This is a genomic window from Clostridium uliginosum (assembly GCF_900112485.1).
GTDB classification, from domain to species: Bacteria; Bacillota; Clostridia; order Clostridiales; family Clostridiaceae; genus Clostridium; species Clostridium uliginosum.
This window is the reverse complement of record NZ_FOMG01000001.1, coordinates 142,681-157,801: the sequence shown is the minus strand read 5'-3', so window position 1 is coordinate 157,801 and position 15,121 is coordinate 142,681. Positions and strand designations below refer to the sequence as shown.

Here is a 15,121-nt window from a genome sequence, read left to right as displayed (position 1 = left end):
TGAATATTATTCTACTGTAATTCTTGTTCAATTATATCAATATATTTTTTAGTAGCTTCCTCTTCTAAAGGAGCACCTTCATACCATTTGCTATTATTATTCCAAGTGCTGAAATATTTAGCTTTTAATATTATTTCTGGTCTATACTCAAAATGTAAAATATCAAAATGACCCCATTTTCCTCCCCACACAAAATTGTTTTTTTCAAATGCTTCTACTAATTCTTTAGGGTACTGTGAAAGTCTTTTTTCGCCTTCTTTGTCTGAACTCCATTTCCAATAATCTTTTTTATCACTTTTTAAATCAATTGCTATCCCATAAGAGTGAGGACTTAATCTACCAGTACCTGATATAACTCTATAATTATAAGTTCCACTAGCAGGGTAAAGAATACTTCCTATATCACCTCTAGTTTTTGAAAGAGGGATAAGTTCTTTTAATGCTGCTTCTAAAGATGTATTAGCATTATTTTTACTGTTAAATTGATAATTAGTATAGCCATATTTTAAGCTAATTAAGTTTGATTCGATAGACTTTCTAGAATTTCCATAAACTTCACTTAAAAGTTCATAATGTCTAGCTCTTCCTGGATCAAAGGTTTTATCCATAATACTGTTACTTTTATCAAGAGGATAATCCTGTTCTAACATATCTTGGAGATCCGGATTTTCTAATTTTTCTTCATGACTTTTCTCGATTTTATCGTCATAAATAATTTTCTTGCCAGATTTCATAATTAGATAAACTTTATCATCATTATTTTTTTCTACTCCAACTATATAATCTGGGTAAGCTAACATAAGAGTTAAAATATCCTGTTTCATTTCTATTATATAGTCTATATCTTCAGATGCTTTTGATGTAATAGGTATATTGACAGTAACTAAAAGACATATTATAAAAATACTTAATTTTTTTATCATTATGTTCACCACCATTTAAAACTATGTAAATATAGTTTATCCAAAGAATTATTCTAATATGTGATGGATTTTAATGTATGTTTTTAAATTATTAGCAGAATAATATAAAAGTCAAAGAATATAATTAAGTAGGTAAAATGATATTTTTTTTATGTTTGGACATAATACTTTATATAAAATATTCAATCAAAGGAGGAAGTAACATGAATTTTCCAACATCTTTTCCATCTCAACATCAAAATCAACATCCAGGCTTTGAATATGAGATGAATCCAGCGCCTATATATAATGACCCCACATATAATAAAAAGGGTGATATTTTAAATAATAAAGTGGCTATAATTACTGGGGGCGATAGTGGAATAGGTAGGGCTGTTGCAATTGCTTATGCAAATCAAGGAGCAAATATAGTAATTGTTTATTATAATGAACATAAAGATGCTGAAGAAACTAAAAAACTTATAGATAATATGGGTAAAAAGTGTACACTTATAGCTGGTGATATTAGTGATGTTAGTTTCTGCAATAGCATTATGGAAAAAACTATTAGTGAATATGGGAAAATAGATATATTAGTGAATAATGCAGCTGTGCAATATGAATGTAGTGATATCAAGAAAATATCTGATGAGCAATTTGATAAGACATTTAAGACTAATGCATATGGTACTTTTTATATGACAAGAGCAGCTATGAATCATTTAAAAAGTGGAGCTAGTATAATAAATACAACTTCAGTAGTAGCGTTTAAGGGAAATGAAACATTAATAGATTATTCAATGACTAAAGGAGCTATTGTATCATTTACAAGGAGTTTATCAACTGCTTTAGCAAAAGGAAAAACTGGAATAAGAGTAAATGCTGTTGCACCGGGACCTATTTGGACACCACTTATACCATCAAGTTTTGATGCAGTAAAAACCTCAAATCATGGCTCAAATACTCCAATGGGTAGAGCGGGTCAACCAGTTGAATGTGCTGGAGCTTATGTATTTTTAGCGTCAGAATGTGCTTCATATATTACAGGTCAAACTATCCATATTAATGGTGGAGAAATAGTAAATTCATAGACATCCAATAAATAATGAATAAATATATTAGACTTAAAACAAATCTTATAAACCAATGAAATAAAAAGAATGAGTAATCCCAGTAAAATCAAGAGTTAAGGAGTAATAGCCTTAGCTCTTTTTTTAATGAAGAAAAGAAGAGGTAAGGTAGGGAATATGAAAAATAAAGTGAGAGAAAATGTTCAGACTTTATTTGGAACTTTAATAATACTTAGACATTAATATACATAATTAGTATAATTTTAATAATGAAAGATTATAAATAAGAATACTTCATTAATAATGAATAAAAAACTCTAGGATTAGTAGTACACAAATGTAAATAAAAAAACGAGGTGAAAAAAATGAATATTTGTATAGAAACAGAACGGCTTATATTAAGACAATTTTCTGTAAATGATACAGTAAAATTAAATGCAATCTGCAATGAACCCAATATTCTAAAATGGATGCCTGATTGGGAGTCGTCTGTAGATATTAGAGAAAAATGGATAGAATGGATTGAAAAACAATATCTAATAGTAACAAGGACAACTGCAAGAATAATGTTAGCAGTTACTATTAAAACAAATGGTAGATTAATAGGAATGATTGGAATAGGAAATAAAGAAGAAGTAGATAATGAAATTGAAATAGCTTATTTTGTTTCAGAAAAATTCAGTAACAAAGGATACATAACTGAGGCTACGAAAGCTATGACTAAATGGGCATTTGATAATTTAAATCTTGATTATTTGATTGCAATTGTTGAATTAGATAATCTTTCTTCACAAAGAGTTATAGAAAAATCTGATTTTATAAAGGTTGAGACAAGAATGATATTGAATTCTGGTGAAACTGAAGAGAAACCATTTTATTATTACAGATTATATAATAAACATACTAAATCTATGAATTTTAGAGTAGAAAATTTTACTGAAAATTATGCAAAACAAATATGTAATTGGAAATATGATAATAACTATTCTATATATAATTTTCCTAAATGGCATATTATTGTTAAAGAAAATTGGGCTATTGCAATAGAAACAAAAAGACAAAATGAGTTTGTGGCGGTAATTAATGAACTTGATGATTTATGTGGATATATAAGGTTCATAAACAATAGTGACTTTGTTTTAATTGGACTTGGATTAAAACCATCTTTATGTGGACAAGGATTAGGTAACAATATTATGGCTTTGTTAAAAAGTGAATGTAAGAGAAAATATGGTAATAAGAAAATCGTTTTAGAAGTTCGATCTTTTAACCAAAGAGCAATTAAATGTTATAAAAAAGCAGGTTTTAAAACTATAGATATTTATAATAAAGACACATTAATAGGTTCTGATGAATTTATTAAGATGGAATTTTCTTATTAATGGGAGGGTATTATATGAAATTTTTAATTAAACAACCACAGTTATATAGGTTTTTAAATTATTGTAATGAGTATAATTTGGAAAAAAGTATATTAGATTGCGGAGCAGGGGGAGATTATCCACCACTTGCTATTTTTTCAGAGTTTGGATACAAAACATATGGAATTGAAATTAACGATTCACAAATAGAAAAGGCTAAAATTTTTTCAGAACAATTTAGTTTTGAACTTAATATTTCTAAAGGAGATATGAGAAAATTACCATTTGAAAATGAATCAATAAGCTATATTTATTCTTATAATTCTATTTTTCATATGACAAAAAAAGATATTACAAAATCTATCAATGAGATTAAGAGAGTTCTAAAGCCTGGTGGAGTATGTTGTATAAATTTTCTTTCATTACATGACAGTGGATATGGAAATGGGGATGAAGTTGGAGAAAATGAATTTTTTCAGATAGAAAGAGGAGAAAAAGTCATTCATACTTACTATAATATCAATGAAGGTGAATTGCATTTTAAAGATATGAAAATTTTATTTAAAGAAAATAGAATTTTAGAAAGAATTTATGAAGGTCAAAAAATCAAACAAGGATATATTGATTACATAGTTCAAAAGATGTACTGATAAAATGAAATGATTGTGTAGGGGATTAAGAGCTTATCTAAAGAAATATGAATTCCAAATTAACATTTAAGTCGTATTACAACTTTCAAACATCAGTTTTTTCAAATGATAATACATTGTTGTTTGTAAATAATAAAGTAGCAGGTTTAATTATAGTTTTTTCGCCTCTTATAATAATATTAAGTATATTCTTAAGAATAAAAAAGGTAAGGATATTTCTGACACAATATAAATGTTGTTATGCAATCTAATTTGCATAATGGAATCCCTAAATCAGGAATAGAATTAAAAAATATAAGTGATATAGAAACTTTTGATTCAAGTAAGAAATATGAAGAAGGAACAATGGTAAAATTTAAATCATTAGATGGTGAATATATTCTAGGAGAAGCAGATAAGTCAGCACCCTGTGCTGAAGGGGTAAGTGCATTTAAAGCATATGATAAAAGTAGTTATAAAGATCATAATTCGCCAGGAGATGCAATAAAAAGTATAGGCTATGGTGCTTTAGATTTTGTCAATACATTGTTAGATTCAATATCAGATTTAGGAATTGATGCATGTAAATATGTAACAACAAGAGGAATTATTAATGAATCGATAAATAATAAAATTAGTAATTTTTTTGATTGTGTGAAAGAAATAAAAGGAAAACCTTCAGATTTATTGCATGAACATTTTAAAAATGAATCACCACATAAAGAAACATTTGATGCTACCAAAATAGGGTTAGATATATTAACATTATTAGATAGAGGTATTGGAGCAGCAAGTTATTTAGGAAAACTTTCAAAAATCAAAAAATTAAATTGTAACAGATTAGCAATAAAAGTAAATGAAGCAAGAGGAGAGTATAATGGAACTATTGATTTGATTAAGTTAATAAGGGTAAACATTTTTTAGAAACACTTAGGATTTAGTTATCTTAGGTGTTTTTTTATTATTCTTTACGAGTAAAATGCAAATAAGTTACTAAAATACATTACGGAGTATATAAATGTAATCCTACTATATTAACATAGATCCAGAAAATACTATGAATAATAAAATAAATTTTATTTAAAATACATTATTACGACATAATCTAGTGGTAGCAACGGTTTTCTTAATAAAATCTATGGAATATAGGCAAGTAAAATGCAACCTATAGCAACTTAAAAGCACAAAGAATTAATATGTAGAAGGTACTATTTTTGAAAATGTGTTAAAATAGTTAGTAGATTATTATGAAGGAGTTTTTAATTTAAATGAATATAATTACTTTAGAAAATATAAATAAAAGTTATAGTGAGAAAATTTTATTTAATAATGTATCATTAGGAATTAATGACGGTGATAAAATTGGTCTTATCGGCATTAATGGTACAGGAAAATCAACATTTTTAAAAATTGTCGCTGGAAAAGAGGAGTTCTTTGATGGATCTATAACAAAAGGAAAGAATGTAAGAATAGAATACCTTGCTCAAAATCCAGATTTTAAAAGTGGTGCCACTGTTTTAGAACAAATATTTAGAGATGATAAGAAAGAGATGAAGCTTCTTAGGGAGTATGAGGAGTTGTTGGAATTAATAAATACTGCTAATAGTGAAGATTTTGAGAATTTGAATAATAAATTGATTAAACTTCAAGGACAAATAGATTCGCTTAACTTATGGGATTTAGAAAGTGATGCAAAGAGTATTTTAAATAAGCTTGGAATAGATAATTATAATGAAAAAATGGATAATTTATCTGGTGGTCAAAAGAAGAGGGTTGCATTAGCATCAGCGCTTATAACTCCATGTGAATTACTTATATTAGATGAACCAACAAATCACTTAGATGCTAACTCTATAGAATGGCTTGAGGAATTTTTAAATGCAAGAAAGGGTGCTCTTTTAATGATTACTCATGATAGGTATTTTCTTGATATAGTAACAAATAGGATTATAGAACTAGATAGAGGAAATATGTATACTTATCCTGGTAACTATACTGCATTTTTAGAAAAGAAAGTTGAAAGACTTGAGACTGAGCAAATTCAAGGAGAAAAAAGAGATGCTTTAATAAGAAATGAATTAAAGTGGGTAAGAAGAGGAGCTAAGGCTAGAACTACAAAGCAAAAAGCTAGACTTCAAAGGTTTGATGATTTAGTAAATACTACAACAATTGCAAGGCAAGAAGATATACATATTTCATTTATTGGAAGTAGACTCGGCAAAAAGATAGTTGAACTATATAATGTATGTAAATCATTTGGAGAAAAAGAAGTTATAAAAGACTTTAATTACATATTTTTAAGAGATGATAGGATTGGAATAATTGGAGAAAATGGAGCAGGTAAAACAACTTTAGTTAATTTAATTAGAGGATTATTACCTTTAGATAGTGGAAAAATTGAAATAGGTGATACAGTTAAGATAGGGTGTTTTGCTCAAGATAATGCTCATATGCAACCAAGTCTTAGAGTAATTGATTATGTTAAAGAAGGTGGGGAATATATTCCAACAGAAGATGGAACTAAAATAATGGCCTCTTCAATGTGTGAGAGATTTTTATTTGATAGTACAATGCAGTACACTCCAATTGAAAAATTATCAGGTGGAGAAAGAAGAAGACTTCATCTTCTTAGAGTTCTTATGGAATCACCTAACTTTTTAATATTAGATGAACCTACTAATGACTTAGATATAGAAACTCTAAAAATTCTTGAAGCCTTTTTAGATGATTTTATGGGCATAGTTATTGTGGTATCGCATGATAGATATTTCTTAGATAGAATTTGTAATAAGATATTTTCATATGAAGGCTCTGGGCAAATTAAAGAGTATAATGGAAATTATAGTGATTTTTTAATTTCAAAAGAAATAGAAAAAAGTAATCAAAATATAACTTCTCAAAAATCTGAAAATAGCTCTAAAAAAGATTCTAAAGAAAGAGTTAAGAACAAAGAAGATAAACCAAAGTTTACATTTAAAGAGCAAAAAGAATTTGAAACAATAGATGAGGATATATCTGCATTAGAAGAAAAGATAGAAAAGGTTGAAAAAAACTTAGAAAAAAATGCTACGAATTATGGAAAACTTAATGAATTAATGAAAGATAAAGAAAAACTTCAAGAAGAGTTAGATAACAAGTATGAAAGATGGGAACATTTAAATGAAATTGCAGTAGCGATAGAAGAATATTCAACAAATAAGAATAAATAAAAGTTGTAAGTTAACATAAAAAATAGCAAGTCTATAATATTATGTATATTGGTTCATTACTATTAGTTAATAGACTTAAGGAGGACCGAATTATGGAATTACATGTATTTTTAAAAGGTAAAAAAGAACCTACAGTATTTAAAGGAGATAGAATCGATCTTCTAGATATAGAACTTGAAGGGAAAAAATATAAGCAAATAAGGTATTTTAGAAAGGGATTTTCTAAATCAGAATATATAGATATTTCGTTAATAAGAACAACTAAAGAAATTAATAATTAAATTAATGTGAAAAGCATAGTGCTCAATGAACAATTTAGGAATTTCGTATACAATTGTTCATTGTACATTGTCAATTGTAGGTGATTATATGATAAAGCAAATTTTGTTAGAGGGATTTAATAAAAGCATAGGCGGAAAGAATAGATTAAAAGCAGAGAATATATTAAAAAATGATTTAATAAAAGATTTAAAAGTAGATGTAGATAAGCATATGATAGATATAATGTCGTCTGTTATATCAGAAAGTCTTTTTAGTGAATATTCATGTAAAATTGAAATTGATAGTAAGACAAAAGAAGTGGTTGGAACTTATTGTAGTTGCCTCGATTTTGAAAAAAAGGAATTTTCTAAGGATAATTATTGTTGTAAACATTTGGTTGCTTCGTTTTATGGATTCTTAAAGAAGCTTGATAATGATGAAGATTTAAGAAAAGAATTTATATTTTTAGAGAATTCAAATGATAACAAAGATAATGAGGTATTCTCCTCTTCTAATAAAGAAGATATTTTATCCTTATTGTTAAATAATAAACCTCAAGAAAAAGTGAAGTTTGAGATAACATTAAATAGAAATAATTGGTCATCTAAGATTCAAGCAGAATTTAAAATAGGACTTAAAAATCAAACCAATAAGATGTATATATTAAGAGATATAAATCAATTTTTAACATGTATGTATAATAAAATGCCAGTTAAATATGGCAAAGATTTTACCTTTAATATAAATAATCAAAGCCTTTCTTTTGAAGATAGAAGATTAATTAAGTTTATATATAAAATAAATGACTTAGAGGCTTCAAACAGTCATTTTAGAAAAAATCAGGACAAATTAATAAATGGTAAGACAATAACAATTCCAGATATATTAGTTAAGTCTTTTTTAGAGGTAATAAAAAATCATAGAATTTATTTAGGGGATGGTTTTTTCTGTAGAATAATAGACTCTGAAATATTATATGAGGATATACCAATTCCATTTTCATTATGCGAGAAGAATAATAAATTAATATTAGAAGCACCAACAGGTATGCCTGAAGCTCTTACTCAAAACGAAGATGTGTTTTTATATGGAACTTCAATATATATTCCATCAGTAGAGCAATGTGAAAGGTTAACTCCTTATCTTAAAGTATTTAACGCTACCTCTGGAGTAACATTTAATAAAAGTGAAGAAAAAAGAATTTTAAAAGAATTAATACCATCAATACAATATTTAAGTAATGAATTGACATTATCTAAATCAATAAAAAACAAGGTGGTAATAGCTCCGCTTAAGATTAAATTCTATTTTGATAAAGATAGAGATAATGTAACCTTAATATTTAAAGTTTCTTACGAAGGACATGAATTTAATTATTTTGAAGAATTTAAGGATAAGGTTATATATAGAAATGCCCAAAAAGAAAGAGAAGTTTATGCTTTATTAAAAAGACTTGGCTTTGAAGATATAAATAATAAGTTTATATTTTTAAGGGATGATGATGATATTTTCAAGTTTTTTAAGTATGAAATAGAGAAATTACAAAATTATGGTGAAGTTTTTTATTCTGAGCGTTTTAAAGGACTTAAGCATCTAACTAAATCAGATTTTAAAGGAGAAATAAGAAAAGGGAAGTTTAATTATTTTGATTTTGAATTTATTTTAGGGGATATATCTAAAGAAGAAACTTCTAATATACTTAGAAGCTTTAGAAATAATCTGAAATATTATAAGCTTGAAAATGGAGAATTTTTAGATTTAGAAGATGAAAATTTAAAAGAAGCTCTCATTCTCTTAGATAATTTACTTTTAGATGAAACATTAAATAATAATATTATAAAAATTCCAGAAAATAAAGGGGCGTATTTAGAGCAATACCTAGAAGATAAGGATCTTAGATTTATAACAGGACGTGAAGAAATAAAAGAGCTTAAGGATAGACTTAAGAATATTAAAGACAAATCATTTCAAATGCCTTATGGTATTCAAGCTAAACTTAGAGAATATCAAAGAGATGGCTACAATTGGTTTAGAACTTTAGATTACTTAGGATTTGGAGGAATACTAGGAGATGAGATGGGGCTTGGAAAGACCCTACAAACCATAGTATTTTTATTATCAAAATCTAAGTCAAATTCTTTAATAGTAGCACCTACATCACTAATATATAACTGGTTTAACGAATTCAAAAAATTTGCTCCCTCTATGAATGTATGTATAATAAATGGAGGTAAAGAAGAACGAGAAGAATTGATTAAATGTTATAAAGAATATGATGTTATTATTACAACATACAACCTACTTAGAAGAGATTTAGATTTATATACTATGGAGTTTGATTATTGTATTTTGGATGAAGCTCAAAATATCAAAAATCCTTCATCACTTAGCGCAAAAGCAGTTAAGAACATAAATGCAAAAGGAAGATTTGCTTTAACAGGTACGCCAATAGAAAATTCTTTAATGGAACTTTGGTCAATCTTTGACTTTGTAATGCCTGGATACTTGTTTAATGAAAAAAGATTTACTACAAGATATTATAGAAGGCTTGAAGAAGAAAAAGAAATTTTAGAAGAGATAAATAGGTTAGTAAAACCATTTATTTTAAGAAGATATAAGAAAAATGTAATAAAAGAATTGCCAGATAAGATTGAGAAGAGGTTACTTGTTCCTTTAAGTGATGAGCAAAAGACAGTTTATAAAACTTATTCTGATTATGCAAAGGATCTAATAAAGAAAAAAGTTGAAGATGACGAATTTAAAAATAGTAAGATAGAAATTTTATCTTATATAACAAAATTACGTCAAATATGTTTAGATCCATCAGTAATAATGGAAAATTACTTAGGTGGAAGTGGAAAAATAGAAGCACTTATAGATTTACTTGAACAAAGTATAGCTGAAGGACATAAGATATTAGTATTTTCTCAATTTACATCTGTACTTAAAAATATAGGAAAATTGCTTGAAGAAAACAATATTTTATTTTCTTATTTAGATGGTTCAGTATCTTCACTAAATAGAATGAAATTGGTAGATGAATTTAATGATGGAAAAAATTCAGTGTTTTTAGTATCTTTAAAAGCTGGAGGTACAGGGCTTAATTTAACAAGCGCGGATATAGTAATACATTTTGACCCATGGTGGAATCCCGCAGTTGAAGATCAAGCTACTGATAGAGCTCATAGAATAGGTCAACAAAATACTGTTGAAGTTATAAAGCTTATAGCTCAAGGAACTATTGAAGAAAAGATAGTAGAACTTCAAGATGTTAAGAGAGAGTTAATAGATAAAATATTAGGAGATGACTTAAATGTAGGGTCATTTATAAATACATTAAAGGAAGATGAAATATTAAATTTATTTAATTAAAACAATAAAGTTTAAAAGAATTTAAAGTAAAAATTATTCAGGCAGGTGATTATATGCAAGACTTAATGCTTTATTTACGAGAAATTAATACTGTATCAATAATTTTAAGACTTACTCTAGCAACAATTTGTGCTGGAATTATTGGAGCTGAGAGAGGAAGAAAAAATAGACCAGCAGGATTTAGAACTCATATTTTAGTATGTATAGGTGCTACCATTATTATGATAACAAGTCAATATATGACTGATGTGCTTCATTTGACAACTGATGCAAGTAGAATGGGTGCACAAGTGATAAGTGGAATTGGATTTTTAGGTGCTGGAACTATTATAGTAGTTGGAAAAAGTCAGGTTAAAGGACTTACAACTGCTGCAGGACTTTGGGCTTGTGCTTGTATGGGCTTAGCAATTGGAATTGGTTTTTATGAAGGTGCAATTATCTCATGTGTCTTTTTACTTGGAGTAGTAACAGGACTTCATAAATTAGACACATATATGCAAACTCATTCAAGAGTTATGGATATAATCGTAGAACTTGAAGATATAGCAGGAGTTACAAACTTTATTCAATCTGTTAAAAAAGATGGAACAAAGATATCTAATATTGAAGTTAAAAAATTAAATGAAGATAATAAGAAAATAATTGGATTAATAATGACCTTAAAATTAAATAGAAAATGTGATCATACAGAATATATTTTAAATCTTCATAATATTGATGGTGTATGTTCTGCTGAAGAAGTAATGTAAAAAAAATTCAAGCCAAAAATAATTTATTATTTTTTTAAGAGTCATAACTCAATATACTGTTAAATTAGTATATTGAGTTATTTTTGTATGCAAAAATTTATAACAATACGTAATTTAAGTTATTGTACAATTTTTTATATGGTGTTAAAATAATTTTGGGTGGTATCTTATGGAGCCTCACCAGAAATTTTAAAGCATTAAAAATATATAACAACTCATATCTATAATGAATGAGATTGAAATTAGGATGTTGTATCACACATGGAGGTGATACTATTAAAATTGGATTTATTGGTCCAGGGAAGGTAGGTGTATCCTTAGCTCACTACTTTACCCATAAAGGAATAGAGTTAACTGGCTTTTATGGAAAAACTATCAAAACAACTATAGAAGCAGCTAATACTACTAAATCAAAATTTTATAATAACTTAGAAGACATTATTAATGAAAGTGATATATTATTCATTACAACACCTGATGACATCATTTCAATTATAGATAAAAAATTATCAAAGTTTGATCTTAATAACAAATCTATTTGCCATACAAGTGGCTCATTATCATCAACAATATTATCTAATGCAAAAAATTCTGGCGCATTAATCTATTCTATACACCCAATATTCGCATTTTCTAAAAAAGATACAGATTTAAAAGAATTAGAAAGTATTTATTTTTCAATTGAAGGGAAGGTGACTGATCAGTATACAGATGTTATACATCTTGTTAGAAGTTTAGGGAATAAGTTTTTTATAAGGGGTGAGCAAACCTCTTCACTTTATCATTTAGCAAATGTTTTTGTATCTAATTTAACTTTATCATTATTAGATATAGGAACAAGCTATCTTAAGGAACTTGGACTAAGTGAGAAAGATGCTATTATGGCTATCTATCCATTAGTTCAAGGTAATATTAAGAGTATTTCAGAAAAAGGATTTGTGAAATCTTTAACAGGCCCTGTTTTAAGAGGAGATGTTGTTCCTATAACTAAACATTTATCTGTTTTAAAAGAAGAGCATAAAGAACTTTATAAAATTTTGTCATTAAACTTATTGAATCTTGTATCCTTAAAAGATAATAAAAACACTAAAAATTTAAATGATACACAAATAGAATTTATAAATAAAAATGAATCTGTGAATGTTAATAAGGAAAATGCAATAAAAAATTTAATGAATAATTCAAAAAAACATGCAGAAATTTATAAAATTTTAGGGGGATTAGAGTAATGAAAAACTCAGCACTAACTTTTAGAGAGTTTAAAAATCAAAGAAAAAAATTAACTATGCTTACTGCTTACGATTATTCAATGGCAAAAATTATTGACGAGTGTGGGATAAATGGAATTTTGATTGGAGATTCTCTTGGCATGGTAATTAAAGGTGAACAGGATACTCTTTCAGTTACAGTAGATGAAATTATCTATCATACAAAAGCTGTTAAAAAAGGAGCAAAGAATGCTTTGATAGTAAGTGATATGCCATTTCTTTCTTATCATGTTTCAGCAGAACAAGCAGTAAAAAATGCAGGCAGAATGATTAAAGAAGGTGGAGCACATGCAGTAAAACTAGAGGGTGGTGCACATGTTATAGAACAAATTAGAGCTATTGTAAATGCTCAAATTCCTGTAATGGGACATTTGGGGCTAACACCTCAATCTGTTAATGCCTTTGGTGGATTTAAAATACAAGGTAAAAGTGAAGAGACTGCAAGAAAACTAATAGAAGATGCTAAATTAATAGAAGATGCTGGAGCATTTGCACTTGTACTTGAATGTGTGCCTAAAAAAGTTGCAGAGTTAATTACACAAGTAGTTTCAATTCCAACTATCGGTATAGGCGCAGGTGAAAATTGTGATGGCCAAATTCTAGTGTACCAAGATATGCTAGGAATGTTTAATGATTTTGTTCCGAAATTTGTTAAACAATATGCAAATGTGGGAACTGTTATGAAAGAAGCTATCAAAGGTTATATTTCAGAAGTTCAAGATGGCTCTTTTCCAGAAGATAAACATAGCTTCAAGATTGATGAAAGTGAACTTGAGAAGTTATACTAATTTTAAATAACTTCGCCTGCCAGATTTTTCTCAAATACGTTCGAAAAGGCAGATGCGTGAAAAAAATCGACGGCTCCACAGTCGCCTTGACAATTTTTTTATTAATTAAGATTTTTGAATATACCTAATAGAAATGAATGATTATTTTTGTGGAAATAAACTATATTTAAGAATAAAGGATGGTAAGAACCAATGTTAGTAAAAGAGATAAAAGAACTTAGAAGTTTGATTAAAGCATGGAAAAGAGAAGGATTCACAGTTGGTTTTGTACCAACTATGGGATCTTTACATGAAGGACATGAAAGCTTAATTAAAAAAGCTGTATCTGAAAATGATAAGGTTGTAGTTAGTGTATTTGTTAATCCAACACAATTTGGGCCTAATGAAGATTATGATAGCTATCCAAGAGATATTGATAAAGATTTAACTCTTTGCATGAATGCGGGAGCAAGTGTAGTCTTTAATCCAATATCAAAAGAAATGTATTTTGATAACAAATCTACAGGAGTTAGTGTATCAGGACTTACAAGTGTACTTTGTGGAGCAAAAAGACCTGGACATTTTGATGGAGTTTGTTTAGTTGTTTCTAAATTTTTAAATATAGTTACTCCAGATAAAGCTTACTTTGGACAAAAGGATGCTCAACAAGTAGCTGTTATAAAAAGAATGGTTAGAGACTTAAATATAGATGTAGAGATAGTGACATGTCCAATAATTCGTGAAGAGGATGGACTAGCTAAGAGCTCAAGAAATATTTATCTTTCAGATGAAGAAAGAAAAGCAGCATTAGTACTAAGCAGAAGTCTATCTTTAGCTAGAAAAGAAATAAAAAATCGTGAAAAAAGTGTAGGGAAAATTAGAAACATTATAAAAAAAGAGATAACTAAAGAACCCTTAGCTAAAATAGATTATGTAGAAATAGTAGATAGTGAATCATTAGAAAATGTTGAGAATATAGAAAAGAGTGTATTAGTTGCAATAGCTGTTTTTATAGGAAAGATACGATTAATAGATAACTTTATATTTTAGTGTAGTTTTATAGTGCGGTTATACTTAATCTAATTAATACTCACTCCACAAAACTTTGCATATGCTTAGGAGGAATTAAGAATGATACTTACAATGTTAAAAGGAAAAATACACAGAGCTACAATAACTCAAGCTGAGCTAAATTATGTAGGAAGCATTACTATAGATAAAACTTTAATGGAAGCTGCAAACATATTAGAAAATGAAAAAGTTCAAATAGTTGATATAAACAATGGAGCTAGATTAGAAACATATGTAATTCCAGGAAAGAGGGATTCAGGAATCATTTGTTTAAATGGAGCTGCAGCTAGATTAGTTCAGCCAGGAGATAAGGTTATAATTATAGCTTATTGCCAACTGAATGAAGATGAAGCTAAGAAGCATGAACCAACAGTTGTATTTATGGAAGATGATAACACAATAAAAGAAGTAACAAATTATGAATCAAATGAATAATTTAATATATAAAGTGGAAGTATATAT

Annotated in this window: 13 protein-coding genes; 12 read left to right on the top strand and 1 reads right to left on the bottom strand. The window is 27.6% G+C overall.

Annotated elements, in window-relative coordinates:
• Positions 1 to 11 precede the first annotated feature (11 nt).
• Positions 12 to 923 (bottom strand): M15 family metallopeptidase, encoded by a 912-nt coding sequence (locus tag BM027_RS00710; protein ID WP_090087722.1) that lies wholly within the window; start codon positions 921 to 923, stop codon positions 12 to 14.
• 203 nt (positions 924 to 1,126) lie between these two features.
• Between BM027_RS00710 and BM027_RS00705 the strand changes: the two genes are divergently transcribed.
• From BM027_RS00705 to panD, 12 genes are all read left to right on the top strand, one after another.
• Entirely contained in the window at positions 1,127 to 1,993 is an 867-nt protein-coding gene (locus BM027_RS00705) for an SDR family oxidoreductase (RefSeq protein ID WP_090087718.1), read from the top strand.
• Between the two features lie 344 nt (positions 1,994 to 2,337).
• On the top strand, positions 2,338 to 3,354 hold the full coding sequence (locus BM027_RS18390; protein ID WP_242943259.1) for a GNAT family N-acetyltransferase: 1,017 nt from the start codon (positions 2,338 to 2,340) through the stop codon (positions 3,352 to 3,354).
• 14 nt (positions 3,355 to 3,368) lie between these two features.
• Entirely contained in the window at positions 3,369 to 3,983 is a 615-nt protein-coding gene (locus tag BM027_RS00690; RefSeq protein WP_090087715.1) for a class I SAM-dependent methyltransferase, read from the top strand.
• Positions 3,984 to 4,223: 240 nt separating this feature from the next.
• Positions 4,224 to 4,886, top strand: coding sequence for a hypothetical protein (locus tag BM027_RS00685; protein ID WP_090087712.1), 663 nt, complete (start codon positions 4,224 to 4,226; stop codon positions 4,884 to 4,886).
• Between the two features lie 344 nt (positions 4,887 to 5,230).
• Entirely contained in the window at positions 5,231 to 7,171 is a 1,941-nt protein-coding gene (locus tag BM027_RS00680; RefSeq protein ID WP_090087709.1) for an ABC-F family ATP-binding cassette domain-containing protein, read from the top strand.
• 92 nt (positions 7,172 to 7,263) lie between these two features.
• Positions 7,264 to 7,452, top strand: a complete 189-nt coding sequence (locus BM027_RS00675; protein WP_090087704.1) for a hypothetical protein — start codon at positions 7,264 to 7,266, stop codon at positions 7,450 to 7,452.
• A gap of 88 nt (positions 7,453 to 7,540) precedes the next feature.
• The gene (locus tag BM027_RS00670) at positions 7,541 to 10,804 is read left to right on the top strand and encodes a DEAD/DEAH box helicase (protein ID WP_090087698.1); all 3,264 of its coding nucleotides are present in this window, start codon (positions 7,541 to 7,543) and stop codon (positions 10,802 to 10,804) included.
• A gap of 53 nt (positions 10,805 to 10,857) precedes the next feature.
• The gene (locus BM027_RS00665) at positions 10,858 to 11,553 is read left to right on the top strand and encodes an MgtC/SapB family protein (protein ID WP_090087693.1); all 696 of its coding nucleotides are present in this window, start codon (positions 10,858 to 10,860) and stop codon (positions 11,551 to 11,553) included.
• Between the two features lie 230 nt (positions 11,554 to 11,783).
• Positions 11,784 to 12,782, top strand: coding sequence for a Rossmann-like and DUF2520 domain-containing protein (locus BM027_RS00660; protein ID WP_090087690.1), 999 nt, complete (start codon positions 11,784 to 11,786; stop codon positions 12,780 to 12,782).
• The gene (gene panB, locus BM027_RS00655; protein ID WP_090087686.1) at positions 12,782 to 13,609 is read left to right on the top strand and encodes a 3-methyl-2-oxobutanoate hydroxymethyltransferase; all 828 of its coding nucleotides are present in this window, start codon (positions 12,782 to 12,784) and stop codon (positions 13,607 to 13,609) included. Before BM027_RS00660 ends, panB begins: the two co-directional genes overlap by 1 nt.
• Positions 13,610 to 13,801: 192 nt before the next feature.
• On the top strand, positions 13,802 to 14,638 hold the full coding sequence (panC, locus tag BM027_RS00650) for a pantoate--beta-alanine ligase (protein ID WP_090087684.1): 837 nt from the start codon (positions 13,802 to 13,804) through the stop codon (positions 14,636 to 14,638).
• Between the two features lie 81 nt (positions 14,639 to 14,719).
• Positions 14,720 to 15,094 (top strand): aspartate 1-decarboxylase, encoded by a 375-nt coding sequence (gene panD / locus BM027_RS00645; protein ID WP_090087681.1) that lies wholly within the window; start codon positions 14,720 to 14,722, stop codon positions 15,092 to 15,094.
• The last annotated feature ends 27 nt before the right edge of the window (positions 15,095 to 15,121 follow it).